The sequence below is a fragment of the Nostoc sp. DSM 114161 genome (assembly GCF_052692665.1).
Genome location: NZ_CP195141.1, coordinates 4,097,381 through 4,122,706, shown reverse-complemented (window position 1 = coordinate 4,122,706; position 25,326 = coordinate 4,097,381). Strand labels below are relative to the sequence as shown.

The 25,326-nt window shown below is 42.0% G+C and carries 21 protein-coding genes; 14 read left to right on the top strand and 7 right to left on the bottom strand.

The annotated features are described in order from the left end of the window. Positions 1-5 precede the first annotated feature (5 nt). From NSTC745_RS17910 to NSTC745_RS17890, 5 genes are all read left to right on the top strand, one after another. Complete coding sequence (locus NSTC745_RS17910) at positions 6-1,043, top strand: NADP(H)-dependent aldo-keto reductase (protein ID WP_445638347.1); 1,038 nt, start codon at positions 6-8, stop codon at positions 1,041-1,043. A gap of 119 nt (positions 1,044-1,162) precedes the next feature. Then, positions 1,163-2,290 carry an aryl-sulfate sulfotransferase gene (locus NSTC745_RS17905; protein WP_445638346.1) on the top strand — a complete coding sequence of 376 codons (1,128 nt, stop codon included), beginning with the start codon at positions 1,163-1,165 and terminating at the stop codon, positions 2,288-2,290. Between the two features lie 268 nt (positions 2,291-2,558). Then, the gene (locus NSTC745_RS17900) at positions 2,559-3,230 is read left to right on the top strand and encodes a glutathione S-transferase family protein (RefSeq protein WP_445638345.1); all 672 of its coding nucleotides are present in this window, start codon (positions 2,559-2,561) and stop codon (positions 3,228-3,230) included. A 594-nt stretch (positions 3,231-3,824) separates the two neighbouring features. After that, positions 3,825-5,219, top strand: coding sequence for an FAD-binding oxidoreductase (locus NSTC745_RS17895; RefSeq protein ID WP_445638344.1), 1,395 nt, complete (start codon positions 3,825-3,827; stop codon positions 5,217-5,219). Between the two features lie 254 nt (positions 5,220-5,473). Then, a complete protein-coding gene (locus tag NSTC745_RS17890) occupies positions 5,474-6,808 on the top strand; it encodes a hypothetical protein (protein ID WP_445638343.1) in 1,335 nt (444 codons plus the stop codon). A gap of 135 nt (positions 6,809-6,943) precedes the next feature. Here the strand turns inward: NSTC745_RS17890 and NSTC745_RS17885 are convergent, their stop codons facing one another. The 3 genes from NSTC745_RS17885 to NSTC745_RS17875 form a co-directional block, all read right to left on the bottom strand. Beyond that, the gene (locus NSTC745_RS17885) at positions 6,944-7,381 is read right to left on the bottom strand and encodes a response regulator (RefSeq protein WP_445638342.1); all 438 of its coding nucleotides are present in this window, start codon (positions 7,379-7,381) and stop codon (positions 6,944-6,946) included. A 440-nt stretch (positions 7,382-7,821) separates the two neighbouring features. Beyond that, the gene (locus NSTC745_RS17880) at positions 7,822-9,189 is read right to left on the bottom strand and encodes a DUF3370 domain-containing protein (RefSeq protein ID WP_445638635.1); all 1,368 of its coding nucleotides are present in this window, start codon (positions 9,187-9,189) and stop codon (positions 7,822-7,824) included. A 31-nt stretch (positions 9,190-9,220) separates the two neighbouring features. Then, positions 9,221-9,742 carry a pyroglutamyl-peptidase I family protein gene (locus NSTC745_RS17875; protein WP_445638341.1) on the bottom strand — a complete coding sequence of 174 codons (522 nt, stop codon included), beginning with the start codon at positions 9,740-9,742 and terminating at the stop codon, positions 9,221-9,223. A gap of 76 nt (positions 9,743-9,818) precedes the next feature. Between NSTC745_RS17875 and hisH the strand changes: the two genes are divergently transcribed. Beyond that, complete coding sequence (hisH, locus tag NSTC745_RS17870) at positions 9,819-10,454, top strand: imidazole glycerol phosphate synthase subunit HisH (protein WP_096538548.1); 636 nt, start codon at positions 9,819-9,821, stop codon at positions 10,452-10,454. 115 nt (positions 10,455-10,569) lie between these two features. After that, positions 10,570-11,202, top strand: coding sequence for a 16S rRNA (guanine(966)-N(2))-methyltransferase RsmD (gene rsmD / locus NSTC745_RS17865; RefSeq protein ID WP_445638340.1), 633 nt, complete (start codon positions 10,570-10,572; stop codon positions 11,200-11,202). A 119-nt stretch (positions 11,203-11,321) separates the two neighbouring features. On the opposite strand, the gene petG is transcribed toward rsmD, so the two are convergent. Then, the gene (gene petG, locus NSTC745_RS17860; protein ID WP_073643994.1) at positions 11,322-11,435 is read right to left on the bottom strand and encodes a cytochrome b6-f complex subunit V; all 114 of its coding nucleotides are present in this window, start codon (positions 11,433-11,435) and stop codon (positions 11,322-11,324) included. A gap of 208 nt (positions 11,436-11,643) precedes the next feature. Here petG and NSTC745_RS17855 point away from each other — a divergent pair, with 208 nt between their 5' ends. Further along, positions 11,644-12,018, top strand: coding sequence for a c-type cytochrome (locus tag NSTC745_RS17855; protein WP_445638339.1), 375 nt, complete (start codon positions 11,644-11,646; stop codon positions 12,016-12,018). Between the two features lie 475 nt (positions 12,019-12,493). Next, positions 12,494-13,291 carry a peptidylprolyl isomerase gene (locus tag NSTC745_RS17850; protein ID WP_445638338.1) on the top strand — a complete coding sequence of 266 codons (798 nt, stop codon included), beginning with the start codon at positions 12,494-12,496 and terminating at the stop codon, positions 13,289-13,291. Between the two features lie 81 nt (positions 13,292-13,372). Here NSTC745_RS17850 and NSTC745_RS17845 read toward each other — a convergent pair whose 3' ends face one another. The 3 genes from NSTC745_RS17845 to NSTC745_RS17835 all read right to left on the bottom strand — a co-directional run bounded on the left by NSTC745_RS17845 (position 13,373) and on the right by NSTC745_RS17835 (position 17,931). Beyond that, positions 13,373-14,275, bottom strand: a complete 903-nt coding sequence (locus tag NSTC745_RS17845; protein ID WP_445638337.1) for a response regulator transcription factor — start codon at positions 14,273-14,275, stop codon at positions 13,373-13,375. Between the two features lie 111 nt (positions 14,276-14,386). Next, positions 14,387-16,402 carry a scytonemin biosynthesis sensor histidine kinase gene (locus NSTC745_RS17840; protein WP_445638336.1) on the bottom strand — a complete coding sequence of 672 codons (2,016 nt, stop codon included), beginning with the start codon at positions 16,400-16,402 and terminating at the stop codon, positions 14,387-14,389. 1,367 nt (positions 16,403-17,769) lie between these two features. After that, complete coding sequence (locus NSTC745_RS17835) at positions 17,770-17,931, bottom strand: hypothetical protein (RefSeq protein WP_445638335.1); 162 nt, start codon at positions 17,929-17,931, stop codon at positions 17,770-17,772. 415 nt (positions 17,932-18,346) lie between these two features. On the opposite strand from NSTC745_RS17835, the gene scyA reads away from it, so the two are divergent. From scyA to NSTC745_RS17810, 5 genes are all read left to right on the top strand, one after another. Beyond that, positions 18,347-20,227: a scytonemin biosynthesis protein ScyA gene (gene scyA / locus NSTC745_RS17830; protein WP_445638334.1), complete on the top strand. Its 1,881-nt coding sequence runs from the start codon at positions 18,347-18,349 to the stop codon at positions 20,225-20,227. A gap of 131 nt (positions 20,228-20,358) precedes the next feature. Next, complete coding sequence (scyB, locus tag NSTC745_RS17825; protein ID WP_445638333.1) at positions 20,359-21,420, top strand: tryptophan dehydrogenase ScyB; 1,062 nt, start codon at positions 20,359-20,361, stop codon at positions 21,418-21,420. A 63-nt stretch (positions 21,421-21,483) separates the two neighbouring features. Then, on the top strand, positions 21,484-22,455 hold the full coding sequence (scyC, locus tag NSTC745_RS17820; RefSeq protein ID WP_445638332.1) for a scytonemin biosynthesis cyclase/decarboxylase ScyC: 972 nt from the start codon (positions 21,484-21,486) through the stop codon (positions 22,453-22,455). Between the two features lie 139 nt (positions 22,456-22,594). Continuing rightward, the gene (locus NSTC745_RS17815; RefSeq protein ID WP_445638331.1) at positions 22,595-23,893 is read left to right on the top strand and encodes a ScyD/ScyE family protein; all 1,299 of its coding nucleotides are present in this window, start codon (positions 22,595-22,597) and stop codon (positions 23,891-23,893) included. A 32-nt stretch (positions 23,894-23,925) separates the two neighbouring features. Beyond that, on the top strand, positions 23,926-25,302 hold the full coding sequence (locus tag NSTC745_RS17810; RefSeq protein WP_445638330.1) for a ScyD/ScyE family protein: 1,377 nt from the start codon (positions 23,926-23,928) through the stop codon (positions 25,300-25,302). Positions 25,303-25,326: the final 24 nt, after the last annotated feature.

Below are 25,326 nucleotides of genomic sequence, written 5' to 3'. Positions count from 1 at the left end.
AGGATATGAAGTACAACCAACTTGGCAATAGTGATTTAAAAGTTTCTGAAATTTGTCTGGGCACTATGACCTATGGACAGCAAAATACTATTGAAGAAGCCCACCAACAGCTAGATTATTCTATTGGTGAAGGAATCAATTTTATTGATGCGGCTGAGATGTATCCAGTACCTACAAGTGGTGAAACTTATGGATTAACTGAAACTTACATCGGCGAATGGTTAAAGCATCAACAAAGAGATAAAATTATTGTCGCTACTAAAATTGCCGGGCCTGGTAGAGGCTTTAAATGGGTACGCGGAGGAGCCAAAGCAATTGACCGCGATAATATCAAACAAGCTGTAGATGATAGCCTCAAAAGATTACAAACAGACTATATAGATTTGTACCAAATTCACTGGCCTGATCGCTACGTGCCACGATTCGGACAAACAGTTTTCGATCCTACTCAAGTAGGCGAAACAGTTCCCATCGCCGAACAGCTAGAAGTTTTCCGCGATGTCATTAAAGCAGGTAAAATTCGCTATATCGGTTTGAGTAATGAAACTCCTTGGGGAGTCACCCAGTTTAGTAACATTGCCAAACAGTTAGGATTGCCCAAAGTTGTTTCGATTCAAAATGCTTACAATTTACTCAATCGAGTATTTGACGGACACTTAGCAGAAGCAGTTTACTACGAAGAAATTGGGTTACTTGCTTATAGTCCTTTGGCGTTTGGCTTCCTCACTGGCAAATATTTAAACGGCAAACCAGAGAAAGCAAGAGTAACTTTGTTTGAAAACTTTGGTCAGCGGTATCTGAAACCAAAAGTAAGCGAAACAGTAAAAGCTTATGTGGACATTGCCAAGCGCTATCAACTGAGTCCAGCACATCTAGCTTTAGCATTTGTGCGGAGTCGTTGGTTTGTAGCTAGCACAATTATTGGTGCCACAACACTCGAACAACTCAAAGAAAATCTCGAAAGCGTTCATGTAGTTCTGGACAAAAACATTTTGGAAGAGTTAGATAAAGTTCACGCACAGTCTCCCAACCCAGCGCCGTAAGGGTGCGGAGATAGGGAGATGGGGGGACGCGGGGACGCGGAGAAAAATTAATGACAAATGACCAATGACCAATGACTACTCTGCAAAGATAGTTTAACTAGACATTTACCAGGTAGGACATGACTTTTACAGCAACGTTGGTTGACCAAAATACTATTCGTCGTCGGGGTACAGGTTTAAAAGCTTACAACCCTGAAAAAGCCTTCAAAGGATACACACTTTTTACGCCTCTGACCGGTCAAGGTGAAGTTTATCTGTTGAATCTGGAAGGAGAAGTAGTACACCAGTGGAATCTGCCATATCCGCCAGGGTTATATGGTTATCTCTTGCCTAATGGCAATCTGTTTTATAACGGTAAGACTCCAGCAGAGGAACCACTACGTTTTGCTTTGTGGGCTGCATTCAAAAGCGGCGTTGTTTTAGAAGCAGATCCCAAGGGGAATATTATCTGGGAATATAAGCATCCAGACCACCATCACGACGGACGTAGGTTAGCTAATGGCAACACAATTATCCTAGCTATTGAAAAAATACCCCAGCCTTTGGTTCCCCAGATTAAAGGCGGCGTACCAGGTACAGAACCGAATGGTGATATGTATGCTGATGTGCTTTATGAAGTAACTCCAGCTGGTGAAATTGTTTGGACTTGGCACGCCTGGGAACATCTCGACCCAGATAAATTTACGATTACTCCCCAGGATCATCGACACGAATGGACTCACGGAAATACTGTAGGCGAACTAGCCGACGGCAACATTATTGTCAGCTTTCGTAATATATCTACAGTTGTCATTATCGATCGCCAAACCGGAAAAATCATCTGGACGCTAGGAGATGACGTACTAGCACAGCAGCATTTTCCCAACGAATTAGCTAACGGTAATATCTTGATTTTCGATAATGGCGCACATCGCCGTCACATCGCTCTCAATTTCTCCCGCGTGATTGAAGTCAACCGTCAAACGAAACAGATAGTTTGGGAATATACCGATAGCCCTCCCCAAAATTTCTTTAGTTCCTACATATCAGGAGCGCAACGTTTAGCAAATGGCAATACCTTAATTACAGAAGGTGCCTATGGCCGGATATTCGAGGTGACAACTACAGGAGAAATTGTTTGGGAATACATCAACCCACATTTTGCTTCTCGGAATATTCCAGGTGAGAAATCGCCTGTCAGTCGTGGAGAACAAAATACAGTTTTCCGCGCCTTCCGTTATGCACCAGAAGAAATACCCTGGCTTTAAGGGTATTGGGAACTGGGGAGGTGGGGAAGTCGGGAGATGGGGAGATGGGGGGATGGGGGGAAAGAAGAATTACTTTCTCTCGGTCGGTGAATCTGGGCTTCGCTCAATTTCCGCAAAGGCGAACCGCATCTGGCCACCTCCCCATCTCCCCATCTCCCCACCTCCCCATCTCCCCACCTCCCCATCTCCCCACCTCCCCATCTCCCCACCTCCCCACCTCCCCATCCCCCTCATCTCCGTCAAAATTTTATCTACGAAGGAACTTAAAATGGCTGAAATCAAACTATACAGTGCAGTTGTTTGTCCTTATGCTCACCGTACCCGCTTGGTACTTCAAGAGAAAGGCATTGATTTCGATTTGATTGAGATTGATTTGCAGAATCGGCCGGAGGGCTTTACGAAGGTTTCGCCCTATGGCAAGGTACCGGCTATTACTCATAATGATGAGCGAGTTTGGGAGTCAGCAATCATTAACGAGTATCTAGATGAGGTATTTCCTAATCCACCGCTGTTACCCAGCGATCCTATTGCTAGGGCGCAGGCTCGCATCTGGATTGATTTTGCTAATACCAGGTTTGTTTCTGCTTTTTCTGACCTGCTGCGAAGTTCAGATGTCCAAAAACAAGAAGAAGCTAAGCAGCAATTATACAAACACTTGGAATTTATTGAAAACGAAGGTCTAGGAAAACTATCTGGTGAAGGCCCCTACTGGTTTGGTGAGTCCATCAGTTTGGTAGATTTGACCTATTTTCCCTGGTTTGAACGCTGGGGCGCACTCAAGGAGTATCGTGGTTTTAGTTTACCCGCAGAATTCACGCGTCTGAAACAATGGAAGCACGCCCTCAAAGAGCGCGAGTCTGTAAAAGCGATCGCTAACCCTAAAGAATTTTACATCCAGCGATATGCAAAATTCGCTGCACCTACTCCTGTTGGTGTTTAATCAATAAGGTTTAGTAACGCATATTAACCTGAATTCGGCGAACTTCTCCCTATCTTGAACTAAAGCTCAAATCTGTCCCTCTCCGACTCGCAGAGGGACAATTTTTTATAGTGTGACTTATATCAAGTTTGGATGATTAGTTATTATTGCAGTCTCTAAATATATTTTTATCTTGACCTATTGATAGTCATAGCTAATTCGATCGCTAAATAAGCGATCGCCATTTGCAAATATTAATATATCGAGCGTGCAACTAAACTTTACCAAAGTAAAGATGAAGAATAAAGCCACGCATCTGGAAACGCAGTCAGTAAGGCTAATTCATAATTAGTAGCAGTATTTTTAGTTCAAAACTATTAACATTCTGCAAACTTTTTCAACTTCAAATAGCTCTAAAATCCTACTAGTAAATATTTGAAAAAGCTAGTCTTCAGATCTCAATACGCTTAGGTTAAGCCTTTTTTCCCTGCTTCCCCTGCCCGAACAGATAAATTTTCTTAACTCAACTGCATAGCTTTATGTTTGCAATCGTATATTGCTCAACATTTGCCAAATTAACATTCAACTAATGAAATGTAGCTCAGGAGGAAAATTATGGTTAACTCGATCGCACGCGAAGAAACCGTTCTTGAAGAAGCAGTAGAAGCATTCAAGGCAAGCTTGCGGGGTGAGTTGTTGGGCCCTGCCGATGCGGGCTATGACAATGCCCGTAAGGTCTACAATGGCATGATTGACAAACACCCCCGTCTGATTGCACGTTGTGTAAATGTGGCGGATATCATAGCATCTGTAAATTTTGCCCGCGAACACAATCTGCTGCTTGCGGTTCGAGGCGGCGGCCACAATGGTGCGGGTTTGGGAATTTGCGATGGCGGCTTGGTTATCGATCTCTCACCTATGAGAGGCATTCGCGTCGATCCTGTAGCGCGTACAGTGCGGGTTGAAGGTGGCTGTACCTGGGGAGATGTGGATAGTACAACTCATGCATTTGGTCTAGCTGTGCCCAGTGGGATTATCTCTTCTACTGGCGTTGCTGGGTTGACATTGGGTGGCGGACATGGCTATCTGACTCGCAAGTATGGTCTGACCATTGACAATCTTCTAGAAGCAGACTTAGTGCTGGCAGACGGTCGTTTTGTTACCGCCAGTGCCCAAGAGAATGAGGATCTATTTTGGGCGATTCGTGGCGGTGGAGGTAACTTTGGCGTTGTCACTTCATTTTTGTTCAAAGCGCATCCAGTTAACACTGTCTATGCTGGGCCGACGTTGTGGCACTTGGATCGAGCTGCCGAGGTCATGCAGTGGTATCGGGAGTTCATTATCAATCAGCCGGAAGATATGTATGGCTTCTTGGCTTTGCTGAAAGTACCACCAGGGCCGCCTTTCCCAGAAGAACTGCATACTAAGACAATGTGCGGGATTATTTGGTGCTACACTGGAGCGCCGGAGGAAGTAGAAGAAGCATTCCGACCGATTCGCGACCTTGCTCCAGCATTTGAACACATTGGTTCAATACCCTATCCTGCTTTGCAAAGTATGTTCGATGGATTGATGCCATCAGGGTTGCAGTGGTATTGGAAGGGCGATTTTGTTAACGAGTTGAGCGATGAAGCGATCGCCCTACATCTCAAACATGGTTCGCAGATCCCAACATTGCTTTCAACTATGCACTTATATCCTATTGATGGCGCAGCACATCGAGTCGGCAAAAATGATACCGCTTTCAGTTACCGTGACGCCAAGTGGTCAGCGATCGTGGCTGGCATCGATCCAGATCCCGCAAACGCAGACAAGATAACCGCTTGGGCAAAAGAATATTGGAATGCATTGCATCCTTATTCCTGTGGCGGAGCCTACGTTAATTTTATGATGGAGGAGGGTCAAGAGCGAGTCCAAGCTACTTACCGCGACAATTACGAGCGTCTGCTGGCGATCAAGAAAAAGTACGATCCAACCAACCTGTTCCGTGTCAATCAAAACATCAAGTAAAATCGGCAGTTAAAAACCACATACCAGCCGCCTCAAGTAGTTGCAAAACGGGGAAAAGGAGGGCTTAGTTCCCTCCTTTTTAAGGAGGGTTAGGGAGGATCGAATTTTAAGTTAAATTCACCAAATTCGGCCGCAATTTATCCTGAATTCTGACTTGTGACTTCTGAATTCTTGTTCATAAATCTAGCTATTGCTAGATGTTCCAATTTTATTAAAGGCTATAATCTACATCTGTTGCACCGAGAGATTAACTTGTGGATGCCATATTAGAACGATCGCACGAATTAAAACAAGCCTTAGTTGATTTCGTCCTTGACGCAGAAGGCGAACTCGCACAAGCACTGGAAACTTACGCAGCCGAGCAGTTGCGCCGTGGAAGTGGCGATAGTACGCAGCAGGACTTAATCGTCGATAGGTTTATCACAGAAGGAAAAGTCGGCGAACGCTCACCATTAGAGTTGTTTCTCGAAAGTCATCCAGATTTAGACCAGAGCGATCGCAGCTTGATCGACAGTTGGCATCGTAGTTTTATTGGCTTATTTGCCATTACTAACATCCTACCTGATGGCTTTGAATTAACCAACTGGCTAACAGATAAACACTACATTGTCAAGGCAAACAATCCTCAAACATTACAGGCAATATCTCGTTTAAAAGTTGGAGAAATTTTACTAACTCGGATTTCTCCTGTTACCAATAACTATTGGATATTTTCTGGCCCTTACACACTCATGGGTAAATTGGGTAAACCAAAACTTGCTGTAGCAATTGGCAATTTTAAAGAGAACTATAAAAGTAATCTTTACAGCGATGCTCCCGAATTGCTAGAGGAAGCTTGGGAATCGGTAGCCCAGTATCATCAACAGTTTATCGAATTTTTTGGTACTGATGAGATTACATTACCCGGTTATCAACTGAATAAAAAAATAGCAGAATTCCAAGAAATAATTACTGAGAAAAGCTTGGCAGCAGCCGGGATCGATACTTCTAAATCTCTGGCAGAAGTGGCAGAAGAAGCTGGTATTGACGATGAAGAAATCAAAGCAGCAGCAGCAGAATTGGGTGCTGATTCCAACGCAGTTTCTCAGATATTTGACAACAAAAAGGGCAATAGCAAAATGGTAATGCCCAAAGTTGATTTACCGCCTGAACTCAAGAAAGCAGAACACGTCACGGCTCTTTCTCATCCTCGTTGGGGGCAAATGTTTTTACCAACATATACTAAGGTACAAACCATTTTATCAGCACAAGATTGGCAAAGTGTTGAAGGGGCTGAAAAACTAATTCGTTTCTATCTTGAAGATAAAAGTATTAATGCCTTTATTTGGCATCGATTAGCGCAACAATATCCAACTCAATTAGAAAGTGTGTTGCAAGCATTTTTGCAACGTCCAGATTTTCGGCTTGAAAGTGACTTAAACCCTCTTTTGCAAGAATTCAACAAACCTATTGAGCCAGAGTTACCAGAAATTGCTAGCGTACCCATACATCTGCACAACTTATTTCAAGAAGCATTAGGAGAAGTGAATAAATCTAAGCCTAAGAGTAAGGGGCAACAAAAGTCAGGCAAGGGTTTTCAAAGAAGTTAGCATAAAGCAGAATTTAGGAGTCAGAATTCAGGGAGCAACAATTTCAAGGTGCGTTGCACTGCGTGACAACACACCCTACATCAAATTTATATTTTTTCATCTACATCGAATTTTTCTTGCCGACTTACTATGTATTTAAAGTTCAGAATATATAAGCTGAACAATTTGATCTACAATTTCTTCTGGATTCTCAAACTTGACTATAAATCGATCGAAACCAGCATTCAAAGCCTTATGCTTTGAGACTTCCCGTGTATAAGAAGTAACGGCGATCGCAGGCAACTCTCTTATAAATTGGCAAGGATGTACTCTAATTTGCTCAATTAACCAATTTCCATCATGGCCAGGCAATCTCATATTGCACAGCAAAATATCGGGATGAAGGGTTTCGACTAAAGCCAACGCTTGTTCTGCATCGGGTAAAGCAATCACCTCTGCACCAGCTGTTTCCAAAATGAAGGTGAGCAAATCTTCAATCTCTGGTTCATCTTCTACCAATAAGATCGAGATTCCAACAAGGTTATGGAGCGAATTTAACTTAGTTTCTTGATTGGTTGTTCGATCCGTTGCCATAGCTTTATATTATTGCCTGCTATAGTCTGCTATTTCTATTGCAACGCATTGAGCCGAATAAGTGTTCACCCTAAATACACAGACTTGGGGTGAAAAAGTCTATCAAAAAAACTTATGGCATCTTGTCTATTGCCTTTCTCGATAAGCGTGAGGTACAAGGTAGGGGCGCATAGCTATCATTGATGTCAACTTAAGCCCAAAGCTTTGTTCCACAGCCGTTTACCCCACCCCTCAATCCCTTCCCCTTAGCAAGGGGAGGGGAGGTTTTGTGTCAGCAAAGCCGGGGTGGGGTAACGCGGATCTTGATGGGAAGTGAGTAGAACTCGCTCATTACATTTTCATCAGGGTTTCACGTTAAGTTGACACGTATGCATAGCTATGCGCCCCTACAAATTTCTGTACCTCATGTGATTGGGAACCGCTATATTCCCTTTTAATCATTACCGATTTCCACCCTGAGTTGAAACTGTCAACACTTGGGGTGGCGTAGCATCGGGTGGATAGAGGAAGTCTACTTCTACTAAAGAGCGATCGCCAGCTTTCATATTTAATGAAACTAAGGGTTCTCCTGGTTGACCCCGCTTTTGTACTAAATGGACAAACTCTGTTTTTGGCTGATTTTGCTCGTCTTTATAACGTATCCTTACTGTCCCTCGAAAGAAGACTTGACGCGCTGGCGTACTCAAAAAGTGTAACCCTGGCTGAACTAACCGGTCTTCTTTCAGCGGAGTTTGTATCGATACACTCACAGTTTGAGGACTTTGAGTATTGTTATATAACGGCAACTTCAGACTATATTGAATTCCATAGTTACCATGTGCGCGATATGCAGTGTCAGGATAGCGCACCAGCATCTTAGCACTTTGAATTTGATTAGTTCCTAAGGTACCACGATGCAGGGTACTCAGGGCATAGGAAAACATTTGACCGGGTTGGGGAATAGTTAAATACCTAGCTTTAGGATTATCTACTAATAAGGCTCGCCATTGGGTACCAGCAACCACTCCAGCAACGCGCCCGTAAATTATTGGTTTGTCAGTTTCTTCTAAAGGAGTGGGGATTTTATCCCGTGGGGTGGACAAATCACCATTATTTAGTAAATTTTCCCATTCTTCCAAAGTAGGGGCACGTTCGCTACCATCAGGATTTGTCGGGGCGAACATGGCTAGGCTAGCTGCATAAACGGTGTTACTACTTTGCAACCGTATCAAAGTAGACCGACCATTGAGAGGCGGCGTCAATCCCTGCACCGGAATTGGTAAATTTAGTAACATCCGACTTTGCCCTGGTGGAATTTCAATTTGGGCAGGGAAAATATTTTGTCGTTGTCCTCTTAATATATCAGTCATCACGCGATCGCCAGGGCCGGCAAAAATTTTTCCTAAAGGATTTTGGGTAAAGGATGGTAACTCAATAAATGGTGCATCGGGTTGGCTTAAATAACTCGCCGCCTGCAAAATATTTACTTTCACCGGCTGCGAAGTAGGGTTATGCAAAATTATCCCCAGATAAAGAGAACGTAAATTTTCTGGTGGTTCAGCTCTCGCTACATGGTGAGCAAAAATATCAAATCGTCCTCGAAAGGGAAAATTCAGATGCGCTGTGGGAAATTTTTTGTCTTTTGATGGAAAAGTTGAAAGTAAAATTCCTTCTTTTAATACCAATTCTGGACTATTGCTGTTAAAAGTTGGCACCGCATCCAACTTACCTGGTAAAGGACGCACTTGCTGTGATTGCACCACTTCTTGAGGCGGTGGTGTAACAGGTGTGGATTGGGCTATGGGAGAAATCAGTAAAAACGGCAACATATACTTAGGTAAAACTTTGAACATACAGACACTAACAACTTGATGAAAGTGCCAGATTGTTAATAATTAATAAGAAATCGGCAACAATGCCACTCAAATTTTCTGGATTTAGAACCGGAACGTGAACAAAGATACAACGCATTGGTAGTTTATTTTGCTTTAAGTAGTCTAGGACGCAATAGTAAAGACCTTCGCAAACAAATTTACCGCAGTCGTGGCTAATGTCAATTGCCGCTGCTTCGGCGACTAATTTTTCTAAATCAACATCTGTGTGCAAAACACTTTCACCAGAAGTGGCGGTTAATTCTACACTTAATTTTGTGCGACTGGCAGCCATGCCACAACAGATGATGTAATCAGGTTGGATTGCATTGATTTTTTCAATTACCAGGGAACTGGCCTGTTGCACATCTACGGGTAACGACCGCAAGAAAGTTAAATCATGGGAAATCAACTGAAGTTTCGTAACTTCTATTAATAAATCATCAGATGAATTTGATTGTTGATCGCTCAGCCAAGTGTCAAAAGAAGTTAATAGAATTCTTTTCTGCATAACAAATATTATTTACAATAGGAATATTATTTAGAATAGAAAAACCCTCCATAATAATTTTACAAGGAGCAGGTAGATGCCAGTGATTGCGGTCGTAGACTACGAGATGGGAAATTTGCACTCAGTCTGCAAAGGTTTGGAAAAAGCCGGGGCAACTCCTAATGTTACTTATTCTCCAAAGGAATTAGAACAAGCAGATGCAATAGTTTTGCCGGGAGTGGGAGCATTCGATCCCGCAGTACAACATTTAAGATCGCGTGGTTTAGAACAACCGATCAAAGATGCGATCGCATCTGGCAAACCTTTTTTGGGCATCTGTTTGGGACTGCAAATTCTCTTTGAATCAAGTGCAGAAGGTATCCAACCAGGACTGGGAATTATCAAAGGAAAAGTACGGCGGTTTCGTCCCGAACCAGATATTACTATTCCTCATATGGGTTGGAATCAACTGCAAGTGACTCAGCCAAAAAGTCTTTTGTGGGAGCATTTGCCGTCAAATCCTTGGGTGTATTTTGTTCATTCCTACTATGTCGATCCTATAGAAGAGCAAATTCGTGCAGCAACCGTTACCCACGGTACTCAAACCGTAACAGCTGCCATCGCCCGCGAAAACCTGATGGCTGTCCAATTTCACCCCGAAAAATCTTCTAATATTGGATTGCAAATCTTGTCTAATTTTGTTGCTCAAGTACGGGAAAAAATTCCTGCATAATTAATTTTTGTCATTAGTCATTAGTCATTAGTCATTAGTCATTTGTGAATAAATGAAAATGGCCATTGACCATCAATATAATGTCCAATGCCCGATGCCCAATGCCCAATGAGCAATGAGTCTGAGAATTTACGGTAATCGCCAGCTAAAAACTTTACCAGGGAAAGAGACTAGACCTACTAGTGCTAGAGTAAGGGAAGCAGTCTTTAATATTTGGCAAGGGAAAATTGCAGGTTGCCACTGGCTAGATTTGTGTGCTGGTACTGGTTCAATGGGCGCAGAGGCTTTGTGTAGAGGAGCCGCCTTAGTAGTGGGAATCGAAAAATCGAGCCGAGCCTGTGCCACAATCGGTCAAAATTGGCAGCAGGTAGCTAGTGCCGAACAAGAATTTCGGGTACTGCGGGGAGATATTATTGGGCAGTTAAAAACGTTATCAGGCAAACAATTCGATCGCATCTACTTCGATCCACCTTATGCCAGTGGATTGTATGAGCCAGTTTTAGTCGCGATCGCCCAACATCAACTTTTAGATCCTAACGGCGAAATCGCAGTTGAACACGCTTCACAAGATTGGACATCGCCAGAGATTCCCACTTGGGAAATTTGCCGCCAGAAAGTTTACGGCAACACATCACTTACTTTTTACAGAATTCGGAGTCAGGCGGACGGGGGAAATGAGGGAGCAGGGGGAGCAGGGGAGGTAGGGGAGGCAGGGGAAAAGGTTAAAGGGAAAAGGGAAAAGGAATAAATTTAATCTTTCCCCTTTTCCCCGGTTGGTGAGCTTGTCGAACCATACCCTTTTCCCTTTCCCCATGCCCCATGCCCCATGCCCCATGCCCCATGCCCCAGTCACCAGCCCCTACTTTATCAGCCTCCCAGCTGGTTGGGGCGTTTGTATTGCTTATAGGCAGCGTAAAATAGTCCGCCGAGGGTGACGAAAACTAGACCAAGGACAATACCTGAGAGTAGGGGTTCAACCACTGTAAGTTTCCTCTTTGCAAATGTTCAATATTTGTTTCCCGTTTTTGATTTTACCAAATTTGGTATGAATCCTCTGCCCTAGAGGCTTTTAGGACGACTGGTCATATTAAAATTGTCTTGGTGTGCTTGCAGACACCATCAAGAACTTTTAAGCTATGTGTAGGAAATGAAAACTTTTTAGCACACCTAAACTTTTACAGCAAACCTTTTGGATAATCAGATTACCAAACCCGAAATTTTGATTCAGCGCATCATTTTATTGGCGCTGGGCATTCTGTTAGCAGTGCCCTTGGGCTTTTTTGGCGTTCACTTGGTTCAAGCCTCCGATCCTTATGTCAAGAGTGTTTTATCCCTAACAGGAAACCCAATTCAAGGACACGCTATCTTTCAAATTAATTGTGCTGGTTGTCATGGCTTGGAAGCAGATGGGCGAGTGGGGCCTAGTTTGCAAGCTGTATCGAAGCACAAGTCTCGGTATGGACTGATTCACCAAGTCATTAGTGGCGACACGCCCCCAATGCCAAAGTTCCAGCCTAGCGCCCAAGAAATGGCAGACCTTCTGAGCTACTTAGAGTCGTTGTAGACATTCGATTCTTTGGCTGCGAGATGCGTAAATTCCTCATTGAAAAAGGCAGTACATCGAATACTGCCTTTTTTAATTCGTGAAAATTTTTAATAAGTCTTTAGGACTTACGCACTGAAGCCTGAAAGTCCGATCCCCCCTAACCCCCCTTCAAAAGGGGGGGGAAAGCCTAAAGCCACCTTGAAAAGGGGGTTGGGGGATCTGAGTGCGTAAGTTCTGAGTCTTAACAAAATCTAAAAATTTCCAGATGCATTTTAACCTCTTGTTTAGAATCTGGTAGTTTTTACGTACAATCTTTGATAAAAACTTATAGAAATTGTATATTTTAAAGTATGTTAGCAAACTACTATTTAATTATTCTGAAATTGAAGTTAGCGTACCTGGCTTAGTGGGACTCAGGCAAAAGTTTCCAGTGAATCGGCTACAGCATAGCTTCTTTGACAAACAAGATATTCTTTGAAATAAATTAAAGCTAATGACTGAAGCGCTCCAAATCGGTAATCGTAAAATTGCAGCTAGCGAACTGATTTCTTTACTAGCTAGTTACCAAATGCTGCCACAATTGCAGCGGGAATTGATTGTGGATGAGGCGATTGAGCAAAGCTCGCGCTCAGCCGATGTGGCAATAAATCTGACACCTGAAGAAGTAGCCCAAGCTAAACAGCAGTTTTACGCTGAAAAACAGTTGAAAAATGAAGAAGACATCCAAGCTTGGATGGCACGTCAGGGTCTGAGTTACGAACAATTAGAAGCGGTTACTACTAGAAAGCTGAAAATTGAAAAATTTAAGCAAGCCACTTGGGGCAATAAACTGGAGGCTTACTTTTTTCAGTCCAAGTCAAAACTCGACAAAGTAATTTATTCGCTACTGCGAACCCAGGATGTGGGAATTGCTCAAGAACTTTACTTTCGCATTCAAGCAAAAGAAAACTCTTTTGCTGACTTGGCACGGGAATACTCACTCGGTCCTGAAGCCCAAACTGGCGGTTTAGTAGGCCCAGTAGAACTCAATGCACTGCATCCAGTGATGGTGCAAATGCTCTCTAGCAGTCAACCAGGTCAAATATTACCCCCTACCCGCATCGCTGAATGGTTTGTGATTTTGCGGCTAGAAAAATTTATCCCCGCACAATTGGATGAAGGTATGAAAGCCCGCCTACTGAATGAACTGTTTGAAGCTTGGTTGCAAGAACAGCAAAAACAAATGATGTCTGCACGACTAGAACAAGCTGCAACACAAACACACGAAGATGTTGAAAAACCATTAACCTAAGTATGGCCAAGAGGAAACAGGGAACTGGCGAGAGTTTCATACCCATAATTAAATAATGATGGATTGAAACTTCACCAAATTTTAATGAGTAACCGTTTCAAAGACCTTCAACTCTTTTTCTGATACACCCTGATGTTCTTTGCGCCAAGCCTGGGGAGGTAAGCCATGATGTTGGCGAAACTGGCGGGAGAAATGAGATACATCTTGATAGCCCAAGGTTTTGGCAATTTTCTCTATGGTCTGATTATTATTTTGGAGTAAGAAACGCGCTCCAGCCATACGACGTTTAACAATCCAAGAGTTAACAGTTTCTCCTGTCTGCCTTGCTACTCGATTAGTTAAGTAAGCCGGTGAGTAACCAACCGCCTCAGCTACATCACACAAAGTAATTCCTTGATGATAGTGGGCTTCGATGAAGTCGAAAACTTCTTTTAATTGGGGAATGTTAGGAAAAATTGATTTCCCAAACATAATGCTTTCTTGACAAGAGTTTTCTGCAACGCCAATACTTGCATCTTCAGCGATCGCTGTAATATTATCCTCTACAAATACTGATTTTGCAGGTTTCTCCAATTGAACTGCACACCAGTATTGGAGATTAGCTTGCTTTTGCAGTCGGCTAGCGATCGCTCTGAGCAATTCATCTAGTGTAGAAGGTTTGGTAAGATAATCATCTGCCCCCAATTCCATAGCTTTGCGAACATCTGCTTTGGTGCTACTACCAGTTAAAAAAATCAAGGGAATAATCGCTGTCACGGGATCTTGGTGTAGCGCAGTGAGAACGCTATAACCATCCATATCGGGCATCGTTATATCGCAAATAATTAAATCCGGTATATATTCTTGTGCTTTTTGAATACCAGCAAAGCCATTATCAGCACCTATCGTATCAAAACCTTTAGCGTTCAGACCTTTTAAATAAAGATTGCGTGTAACGTTATCATCTTCAATAACGAGAATTTTTTTTGACGATTGGTACATCATTTCCTCTCACCAAAACTGTTTGCGATCGATAATTGCTAGGCTCTTTCCTGAATCTGTAAAAATAAATGAGATTAATTACCTTTTTGAATAATAATTATTTTTATTCAACACTTATAACCTATAATTGATGGACTTTGATTTTATTAGTGGCAACATCACAGTAAAAGTACTACCCACACCAACTTCGCTTTCTACAAAAACTTGACCTTGATGTAAGTCTACAAGAGTTTTAAGAATCGATAGCCCTAGCCCAGTACCAGGTATATTATCGACATTACTACCTCGGAAAAATGGCTCAAATAGCCGTTCTCGATCCCCTAGCGAAATCCCAATACCTGTATCTTTTACATGGAAAATTACTTTCTCATTATTGCACGATAGCTTCAATTCAACTGCTGGATTTGAGCGAGAATACTTAATTGCATTATCGAGCAAATTCTTCAAAATTGGTTCTAATAGTTTCTTATCTATACAAGCTATTAAAGAATTATCTTGACTAACGAAATTTATCTGAACTTGGCTGACACTCATCTGCATTTGTGCAACTAAATCATCACAAAATTGAACTAGATCGAGCGGTTTCGGATCAAAATTTAGTTTCGCTGATTCTGCCTTAGAGAAAAACAGAATATCATCTAACATTTGGCCAAGTTCTTCAGTAGCTTTTTGAATGTGATCCAGTAGCGGTTGTATTTTCTTCTGTGTACGTTTGTCTACTTCTTCCTTGAGTAAACTATTAGAAAATGAAACAACATTCAATGGATTGCGGAATTGATGGCAGACCATAGAAAGAAAGCTAGCTCTAAGTTCGCTTAATTGTTTTGCTTTTTCTAAAGCTTGATTCAGGTTTAATTGTGCATACTTGTAATCAGTAATATCAATACCTGCAATCATTTCAACTGGTTTCCCACCAAAATCCAGCACTCCATCCAGCGTTGCAACTGCACAAGCTAGCCAGCGTTCAGTACCGTTTTTTGTGAGAATATTCATCTCTTGATATTCAAATTTCCCTGCTTCATCTTGGTTACGTATTTGTCTGCGTTTTTTACTTTTAATTAGTCGGCGCAAATCAAAGCCTGTTAATAGTTCTTCTTTTGTGTAGCCAGTAAGTTGCTCTACTGCTGGATTTATGTAGCAAAGCCGGGTACCTTGAATTAAGAAGGTGCTAGCATCTGTTGTTTCTGCTAGAGTCCGAAATCTAGCCGCATTGAGCCTCAATGCTTCTTCTGTTCGTTTAGATTCAGTAATGTCCCAAATACTCCAGACTCTACCAATAATTTTGCCTTCAAGCAAGTGAGGTTTAGAGTAGTGTGCAAAAATTCTGCCATCTTTTAACTCTAGAATGTCATAGCTCTCGAAATCAGATTGGCTAGATACTTCCCAAATGAGCCGATTAAAAGCTTGTGGATCTTTAAGTTGATTTTCAAAAAATGTTTTGCTTTGAGGACATTTTTTAGATAATACTAAAGACTCTGGGATCTGCCACATATCTATAAATTTCTGATTCAAGCTCAGAATATCTCCCTCAAAGTTAACTACAACAATGCCAATGGCTGTAGATTCGAGGGTAGAGCGAAGTAAAGATAGAGATGCTTCTAATTCTAGTTCTTTGGCCTTAAGTTCAGAAATTTCCTGTTGTAAATAATCTTTAGTACCCTTTAATCCGTCAGTCCATTTTTGCACGCTTAATTCTACTATTTCATCAGTTTTCTCGCGAACAAAGGCACAGCCAAATTGCATATCTTGGTCTTTGACATAGCTAATGGATATTTCTACTAAAAATATTCGACCTCCCTTTGTCCGATACCGAGATTTAAAAGTAAGCGAGTTTTGCGATTTAATATCTGACCAATTGTGTAGAAAAAAGTCTACATCTATATCAGCCAGTGTCATCGAAAGTAGTTCTTCACGCGAATACTCAGTTATCAGACATGTAGCATCATTGACGTAAAGAAACTGTGCATTTTCTCCTAAACAAAAGGCAGCATCTACAGCGCTATTGATTAGGAGGTGAGCAAAGTTCATCTGTATTTCTGGCTCTTGGGGCCACTGTGTATTGGATGTAGTCAATGTACGATCGCCAGAATTCATATCTTTAACTTGCTCCTTTTCATTAATCAGCACCATCGCTGCTAATGAGCTAGTAATTCCAATCTCCTTAAATCCTTACTCAGTGCAGTTTAGGCTGCTGACAATCAAAGTACTTTGCAGATTAGATAAAATTACTAATTAACTTTACAAAACTTATCATACCAACAAAACCTGTAAAAAGCGAACTATTTAACCATAGATACCTCAAATAATCTTGCTAGTTGGAATTTATGTTTGAATTAAAAAGCTTTTGATATGCACATCAGATTTTGACAAATCCAATCAAGATTTGTCAAAATGCTTTATTCGATAAACTTCTAAACTCTTAATCTACTAAGTTAAGAAGATATTTTATATTTAAACTATCTAATATCAGATTTAACTAGTACCGAACGACATAAATACGCTAGCCACATCGTACTTCAAACAAGCTACAAAATTGCTAAAAAACTTATAAAGAAAGCTTTTAGAATTTTGAATTCCACATAGCCTGCAAAATAGCAATCTACGCGTCGCACCTTATAGAAATACGCTAGCAGTGTAGAGTCGTTTGATTGTCAACATAAATGAATTTGCCCTGCTTAGCTGGGCTGGAATGAGCAAGTTTTTACTCATGAATTCATTTTCTTAATTTATCTTAACTTACCCTCTCAGGGATTTAACTATAGAAGAATGTGTTTAGTCATCTGTCTCAAGAAATACATTTGTATCAAACCAGCTCGGACTAAATGTTAATTTTATTACATTAGTAATTTACAAAGGCGGTGAGAAAGTCCATTCCTTCTAGGTATGGGATGCTCCCGCCGTCTTCATGGTTAGTCATTACTGTCTAAAACAATGAATATCGCAAACAAACTCAAATTTTCCGTACTCATCGCTTAGTCATCTCTCAAAAGAAATATAAAAAGTTAATAAATTATGTTTTTCTTGTTACAAACCATTGAATCAAGCTATATATAGTGACAACATAATAATCTTGGGTAGATAATGCGGGATCTAAAACCTTTTGCTACCGCAAGAGGAATTTTGAAACATCTTCTTGAGTAGAAGGCAGAAGGTAGCACTTCTCTACGAGACGCTCTTGCTAGCTTGCTTCTCCGTAGGGGTACGACTACGCTCAGTGACCAGGCAGAAGGAAAAGCCAGTGTCGATCGCAATTTTAAAGTTTTGTATTTTACATTTAATTATGCCTACCTGCTTAGAAACTTGTTTTAGCTCAAAGCCTTGCCTGGTAAAAGTTAGGATTTTTCTTTAAATAAATGAATTAAACAGTGAGAAGTAAGTCAGCTTCATTAAACTAAACTATGTAAATCTTTGTAATGAAAAACGCGAAAAGCTTTCTAACTTATCTATTTAGACTTTAATCTTATTGATATAGTGATGTTTATTTCCAACCAACTTGTTTAGCGATCGCCAAGCTGTTGTGGTTTAGCTGATAGATAAGCGAAAACAGATTTGATGTAAATCAAAAGAGTTTTCATGGTAAATGTAGCGATGTAACTAATAAGCGATCGCCAGATATTAATCGTCCAAAGTAGATAAGTAAATATTGTAGTTATCGCCACAAAAGCGAAAGATTTGATATGGAAATCGAAAGATTTTTCATTGCAGATTAGTCTAGATTACATTAGATCTCATCAGTTATTTATCTTTGCATCTGCTAAATCTGAAATAACTACCGTAACGATCGCAATAGAAGCGAAAAATTTGACACGCTCATCAAAAGATATTTGATTGCACATCTGTATTTATCTCATCTATTGTGATTTGTATAAGCACAGCCTGATTGCTGTATGATTTTGCAAAAAATTTTTGGTAGTCCACTCACAAGTATCAATCAGCAGCAATCAACCGTTCCTAATATCGACAAAGCTTGGTGATAAGTGTAAAGATGCAGATTTCTTTGTATTGAATATTTCCAGCGCTGTGATTGTAGACGAAACAGCCCTTGTGTAAATTTAATGTAATTACCCCAAAGCAATGAGTCAAAATTATACAGCTTCAAATTCTCCAATTGCGAGTGAGCCATACAACGAATTTCCATCAAACAAATATGGAGAATCTGTATCTGAGGTTTCCCATCAGGTTGATGAATCAGAGAAGAATGGGGAAATTCAGCCTTTTTTCTACAATGAAACGCCGCCAACGCTCTCAGTTGCAGATGCGATCGCCCAGATGTTGGTGGATTTGGGAGTAAACTACGCCTTTGGTGTCGCTGGCGGTGCGATGGCCAGCCTTTGGGGTGCCCTATCAAATAGCAACATACAGGTGTTGAACTTCCGCCATGAAGCGGGAGCGGCCTTTGCAGCCACAGAGGCTTACTTTGCTAGCGATCGCCCCAGCGTCGTCTTTACTACAGCAGGCCCCGGTATTACCAACGCCCTCACCGGCTTATTTGCGGCTCGTGGCGAAGGTGCAAAGGTAATTTTGCTGTCGGCTTGCACCTCCGCACCACAACGCGGACGTTGGGCAATTCAAGAAACCAGTACCTACACATTACCCAGTGGGGGAATTTTTACCCCAGGTGCGTTATTCAACTATGCGATCGGCATTGAATCTGCGGCTCAACTTCCGCAGATTTTTCGTAAATTAGCCCTAGCTTTAGCGCAACCAGGGGGATTTGTCGCTCATTTGAGCATTCCCACCGCCGTGCAGACAAGCTTAGTTGAAGGTTTAGCCTTTCCCAAGTTAGATGTTTCTCGTTCTGGGGTAACTCCTTCTAGTGAAGCGATCGCTAAATCTGTAGAGTTATTATCATCTGGCCCCTTTGCCATCTGGGTGGGTTTCGGCGCCCGTGACGCAGCAGACGAAATCCGTCAACTCGCTGAAAGAACTGGAGCAGCCGTCATGTGTTCGCCCCGCGGTAAAGGCATCTTTCCTGAAGATCATCGGCAATTTGTAGGTGTCACCGGTCTAGGCGGTCACGCTTCCGTCTTGACTTACATGGAAGAACAACCTCCACTACACACACTCGTATTAGGAACCCGTCTTGGCGAACCGACTTCCTTTTGGAGTTCGGCGCTAGTTCCCCAAAGAGGCTTTATCCACGTAGATATTGACCCAGAAGTGCCGGGTGTAGCTTATCCACACGTTGAAACTTTCGGGGTTCGGTCTGACATCAAAACTTATCTCCAAGAATTGTTGCAGCACTTACCAAATACTCCTCTTGCACATTTGTCCTTTCCTCGTCCGGAACGCCAAGCCATCGCACCTGCACCAGAAGTAGACTATCCAGTGCGTCCAGAAGTATTGATGGCAGCAATTCAAAAGATTGTTGTTGAGGGTAGCGATGCCATAGTTATGGCAGAGTGTGGGAACTCATTTACTTGGTCAACGCATTTATTAGAATTTGCCCAAGCCAATCGTTACCGAGTCAGCACCGGAGTGGGAGCAATGGGACACGCCGTCACAGGAGTGTTGGGTGCGGCACTGGCGAACAATACCAAAGCCGTGGGTATTGTCGGCGATGGTGCAATGCTGATGAATAACGAAATCAGCACAGCAGTGAAATACAAAATTCCGGCGATTTGGATAGTACTTAACGATGCACGTTACAACATGTGCCATCAAGGGATGAAAATCTTGGGATTAAAAGGTGCCGATGCAACACTTCCACCAACAAACTTCGCCATGATTGCGCGGGGGATGGGAGCAGAAGCGATCGTAGTTGTCAGAGAGTCCGATATTGAACCAGCATTAGAACAAGCGATCGCTTCAAATGTTCCTTTTCTGATTGATGTTGTCATTGATGGCGATCGTCTAGCACCCTCCGGCGGACGTAATAAGAGTTTGGCAGCGCAAGGAATCAAATCAAATCCCGCTCAAACTCCAGCTAAACCAGTTTCGTTTCCCTTAGTTTGATTTACCAATTCGTAATTCTTAATTGAGAAACTCAAATGGCGAATTTTAGAGAATTGGTATACCTTCGTTGTTCAGAGTATCAAACTAGAAGCCCACACTAATCAACCCAAAATCAATATTGAGAAACCAAAATGCTGCTCTTTGAAACTGTTAGAGAAATGGGTCACGAACAAGTTCTTTTTTGTCATGGTAAAAATCCAGAAATTAAAGCGATTATTGCTATCCATGACACGAGTTTGGGGCCAGCAATGGGAGCTACGAGACTGTTTCCTTATGTTAGTGAAGAAGCTGCTTTAAAAGATGCCCTACGTCTCAGCCGGGGAATGACATATAAAGCTGCATGTGCCAACATTCCCGCTGGTGGAGGAAAAGCAGTTATTATTGCTAATCCAGAAAATAAAACGGATGATTTGTTGAGAGCTTACGGACGTTTTGTCAACAGTATCAATGGACGTTTTATTACTGGACAAGATGTAAATATTACTCCTGATGATGTGCGGACAATCGGCCAAGAAACTCAATATGTTGTTGGACTATCAGAAAAGTCCGGCGGCCCTGCTCCCATAACATCTTTAGGAGTTTTTCTAGGAATTAAAGCCGCTGTCGAGTTTCGCTGGCAAACTAAAAGACTTGATGGTTTAAAAGTAGCAGTTCAAGGTTTAGGAAATGTAGGTAAAAATCTCTGCCGTCACCTACACGAACATGATGTTCAGCTTTTTGTCACGGATATAGACCCAGCAAAAGCAGAAGAAGTCAAACAGCTTTATGGCGCAACTGTTGTAGAACCATCCGAAATTTATTCTGTTGACGTAGATGTTTTTGCTCCTTGCGCTTTAGGAGCAATTCTTAATAGCCATACAATTCCTTTTCTCAAAGCTAGTATTGTTGCTGGTGCAGCCAACAATCAACTAGAGAACGAGCAGTTACACAGCCAAATGCTTGTTAAAAAAGGAATTCTTTACAGCCCTGATTATGTAATTAATGCCGGAGGGCTAATTAATGTTTACAACGAAATGATTGGCTATGACGAAGAAAAAGCCTTAAAGCAAGTCCATAACATTTATAACACATTATTAGCAATTTTTGATATTGCTAAACAGCAGGGAATTACTACTAACGATGCTGCTAAACGATTGGCAGAAGACAGAATTGCAAGGGGTAGGAGCAAGACAAATAAGGCGATCGCAGCGTGAATAAGAATACAGAATTTAATTCTGAATTATTGATTGTTACTAATTAGTTGTGGGGAGCGAACAATGGAAAAGAATACGTTTGCAACATCAGCTTATATCGCAACTTCACCAGAAATTGCCTTTAACTACCTTTGTAGTTTAAAGAACCTGGATGAATGGACGCTTTATAGCCGGATGAAAGAGCAAATCGACGAAGATACTTGGTTAGGAAGTGCGTCTGGTTATCACAAAAATCTCTACTATCACGTTAAAAAATTAGAGAATAAACTTTTCTACGGTATTGAGTGGCACTGTGGATTAGAGTATCAAAAATATTTTCAAGTTTACCCTGTCTTGCTCTTTCCTCCAGATTATATCGAGCCTGGTATAGACGAAAAAGGTGTGTATTTTCACTGGTTAAGCTTTGTCGATCCAAAACGGCAAACTCAGATGATTATGCAGGGAATTCACACGGTACACACTTCCGAGTGTCGTTCTCTCAAAGGAAATTTAGAGCGTAAAGCCGGTCATACCACAGCAGCTAAAGGGCGCTACTTTATTGATACTGATACCATCTATGTTGATGCCCCAATTGAAATTGGAATTGAATACTTAAAAGACTTACGAAATATAGATGAGTGGGCGCATCTACTACGACCAAATGGCAAGATTGGACTGAATTCAGGTGAATTTAAAGATGAATATGACCAGCAAGTAAAAGTTTATGTGCGGGTACATAGTTTGAGTAAATACTACTTAGTTGAACAAGAATACTTTTATCCAGACTACGAATATTATCAGCGCTCTGTAGCATTAATGATTCCAACCGCTTATGCTTTCGCCGATCCCGAAGCTTCTGGTTTTATCCTACATCGAATCACATTTTGGAAAGCAGATGGAACCGTTAGCCACGGCAAACTTCAGATTGAAGATTTTGGGGCTGAAAGCATGAATATTAAACGTTTGCTGGAAGCAAAAGCTGGCAATTTTCAATCATTCGATCGCGGCATGAGTTACTTACCAAAAATTAAAGAGGAGTTAGTTAATAGTCATTAGTCATTGGTCATTAGTCATTGGTCGTTGGTCATTGGTCATTAGTCATTAGTCATCGGTCATTGGTCATTGGTCATTAGTCATTATTCATTGGTCAAAGGACAAAGGACAAACGACAAATGACAAAGGACAAATAAAAGATATGAAACTGAAGCAAGTTACTATTACTTTACTGAGTTTTTGTGTTGTCGGTTTTTCTGGAATCAAATCTGCGGCAGCTGCATCATTTTCGGTAATCGCCGAGGGGCTTTATAACGCAGGAGGTTTAAGTTTTGGCCCTGATGGTAATCTCTATGTCACAGAGGCGGGAATCGGGGGAAGTGGAAGTTGCGTTCCGCCAGCAAGTGGTCAGGGCGATTCTTTATGTTACGGCACGAGTGGCGCAATTACCAAGATTGGGAATGGCAAAACCGAACGTATACTTACAGGACTTCCTTCCTTAGCACTACCAGATGGTACTGGAGGCGCCGGGCCGCGTGACATCAAATTTGATGCTACAGGTAAGCCTTATGTTCTGCTGGGGTATGGGGCTAATCCAGTTTTTCGCGATCGCAATTTGGGTAACACCGACCTCGGTAAAATCATTGCACCCGACTTTAATACCAACTCTTGGACAAGTATTGCCGACATAGCTAGCTATGAACTCGCTAACAATCCCGATGGAAATGACGTAAGTAGCAATCCTTTGGGTTTTGTAATCGATGGCAATAACTTGGTTGTGGTTGATGCAGGTGCAAATAACTTGCTCAGTGTAAAAACTGATGGGAATAATGTGCAGACTGTTACCACATTTCCTCAAGACATCTTGACTAATCCAATCTTTCCGCCTGCTGGTACTCCATCCAACGAACCATCGCAGGTACCATCTGTAAACGAAACACCGCAATTGCAGTTTCCTATTCAAGCGGTACCCTCAAGCGTAGCTAAAGGGCCGGATGGTGCTTATTATGTCAGCCAATTTAGTGGTTTTCCTTTCCCAGAAGGCGGAGCAAAAATCTATCGCATAGGTGCTGATGGTTTACCAACAATCTATGCCGATGGTTTTACCCAACTTACAGACTTAGAATTTGATACTGAAGGTAATTTATATGCTTTGCAGTATGCCAATCAGTCAGCTTGGAAGGGTAATTTTGATGGTTCTTTAATCAAAATAGCTCCTGATGGGACTCGCACAACCATCCTCAGCGGCAATGGATTAGAGTCACCCAGCGCCTTGACAATTGGTTTAGATAATGCAATTTACATCACAAATCGAGGCGATCGCCCCGGTCAAGGGCAAGTCCTCAAAATTGAAAATTTCAAGTCTATTCCCGAACCGAATAGTGCTTTAGGCATATTAGCGATCGGTGCTTTGGGCGTTGGTTGGTTGCACAAAAAAAGAAGCCCCAAAACCCTACTGGGTACCAGTCCTAAAAAATTTCTTCTGAATTCTGACTCCTGACTCCTGACTTAATACTCTCAATCTCCCAAGCTATGAAACTCAAGTTATTTGTTCTTACATCTGTAACATTCTGCTTTGCTGCTATTTCTGGAACACCATCTGCACAAGCCGCAACTTTAACCACAATTGTCGATGGAATTAGTAATGCACGGGGTGTTAGCTTTGGCCCTGACGGAACTCTCTACGTAGCAGAGCCAGGTGTCGGAGGAAACGGCAATTGCCAACCATCTCCGAGTACGCTGTTTCAGCCTATTTGTGCTGGTAACAGTGGTTCGCTCGTCAAAGTTACACCAGGCGGCCAGCCACAGCGTATACTCACAAACTTTCAGTCTCTAGCAGAACAACCAAGCGGCAACCAAGGCGCTGGTATTCAAGATATACAATTCGATTCTCTAGGAAATGCTTATCTTTTGACTGGCTTTGCTGGTTACCCAGGAAACCGCGATTTAGAAACACTTAACCTTGGTTCTCAATTTCCCCTCCCACCGCAGCAACTTGCTACTTTCCCCCCATCCACACCCGATAAAGTTTTGAATACACCGCTTTTAGCGCAACTGTACAAAGTTGACTTAAATAGCGGTAAGCTGGACAGTATTTTTGACTTCGCCAAGTATGAAATCACCAAAAATCCAGATGGTGGAGATGTGGTAACCAATCCCTATGACCTGACTATTAGCGGTGATAGTGCTTATGTGGTTGATGGTGGTGGGAACACTGCTTACAAAATTAAACTTGATGGAAGTGAATCCCAGGCAATTGCAATTCCTAAAAATATTATTAGTAAGTCCGATTTACCACCAGGATTAGAAGTACCTCCAGGGCTATTAGATGAGCTTCCAGGAGGAAAAATCGCAATTCAATCAGTACCTACAGGTGGTGTAATTGGCCCAGATGGAGCTTTATACGTTGGTGAATATACGGGTTTTCCTTATCCAGAAGATAAATCACGGATTTTCCGCATCGGTGAAGATGGCAACCCAGAAGTTTATTTGGATGGATTTACGCACATCACAGACCTAACCTTTGATGAGGACGGCAATTTGCTGGTGTTACAGTTCAGCGACACCTCGCAATTAGGAGGCGACATTACAAATCTACCTGGTTCTTTAATCAAAGTTGCTGCTGATGGCACTCGCACAACACTTGTTGCAGCAGGCCAAGGACTAGATTCAGCTGATGGAATTGATATTGGCCCTGACGGCAAGATTTATATTACCAATCGCGGTGTCGGCGCAGGACTAGGGGAAGTTGTTCGGGTAGATGGCCTGGTTACAGAAACTATCCCCGAACCCGGTTCAGTAGCAGGCTTATTAGCACTTGCTAGTGTAGGCGCTACTGCTGCGATGGGCAAGCGAAAACGTCAACAAAAGTTAGATGAAGAGTTGGTAGCCAAAGCAGAGACTGTCTAATTCGTTTTTACCTGGCTTTGTCAG

Bases quoted from the DNA above. Each gene is read 5' to 3' on its own strand.
- NSTC745_RS17845 (WP_445638337.1), bottom strand. From the start codon at position 14,275: ATGATGTACCAATCGTCAAAAAAAATTCTCGTTATTGAAGATGATAAC.
- NSTC745_RS17895 (WP_445638344.1), top strand. From the start codon at position 3,825: ATGGTTAACTCGATCGCACGCGAAGAAACCGTTCTTGAAGAAGCAGTA.
- NSTC745_RS17840 (WP_445638336.1), bottom strand. From the start codon at position 16,402: ATGGTGCTGATTAATGAAAAGGAGCAAGTTAAAGATATGAATTCTGGC.
- NSTC745_RS17910 (WP_445638347.1), top strand. From the start codon at position 6: ATGAAGTACAACCAACTTGGCAATAGTGATTTAAAAGTTTCTGAAATT.
- rsmD (WP_445638340.1), top strand. From the start codon at position 10,570: ATGAGTCTGAGAATTTACGGTAATCGCCAGCTAAAAACTTTACCAGGG.
- NSTC745_RS17900 (WP_445638345.1), top strand. From the start codon at position 2,559: ATGGCTGAAATCAAACTATACAGTGCAGTTGTTTGTCCTTATGCTCAC.
- scyA (WP_445638334.1), top strand. From the start codon at position 18,347: ATGAGTCAAAATTATACAGCTTCAAATTCTCCAATTGCGAGTGAGCCA.
- hisH (WP_096538548.1), top strand. From the start codon at position 9,819: ATGCCAGTGATTGCGGTCGTAGACTACGAGATGGGAAATTTGCACTCA.
- NSTC745_RS17810 (WP_445638330.1), top strand. From the start codon at position 23,926: ATGAAACTCAAGTTATTTGTTCTTACATCTGTAACATTCTGCTTTGCT.
- NSTC745_RS17850 (WP_445638338.1), top strand. From the start codon at position 12,494: ATGACTGAAGCGCTCCAAATCGGTAATCGTAAAATTGCAGCTAGCGAA.
- NSTC745_RS17880 (WP_445638635.1), bottom strand. From the start codon at position 9,189: ATGTTGCCGTTTTTACTGATTTCTCCCATAGCCCAATCCACACCTGTT.
- scyB (WP_445638333.1), top strand. From the start codon at position 20,359: ATGCTGCTCTTTGAAACTGTTAGAGAAATGGGTCACGAACAAGTTCTT.
- NSTC745_RS17815 (WP_445638331.1), top strand. From the start codon at position 22,595: ATGAAACTGAAGCAAGTTACTATTACTTTACTGAGTTTTTGTGTTGTC.
- scyC (WP_445638332.1), top strand. From the start codon at position 21,484: ATGGAAAAGAATACGTTTGCAACATCAGCTTATATCGCAACTTCACCA.
- NSTC745_RS17885 (WP_445638342.1), bottom strand. From the start codon at position 7,381: ATGGCAACGGATCGAACAACCAATCAAGAAACTAAGTTAAATTCGCTC.
- NSTC745_RS17875 (WP_445638341.1), bottom strand. From the start codon at position 9,742: ATGCAGAAAAGAATTCTATTAACTTCTTTTGACACTTGGCTGAGCGAT.
- NSTC745_RS17905 (WP_445638346.1), top strand. From the start codon at position 1,163: ATGACTTTTACAGCAACGTTGGTTGACCAAAATACTATTCGTCGTCGG.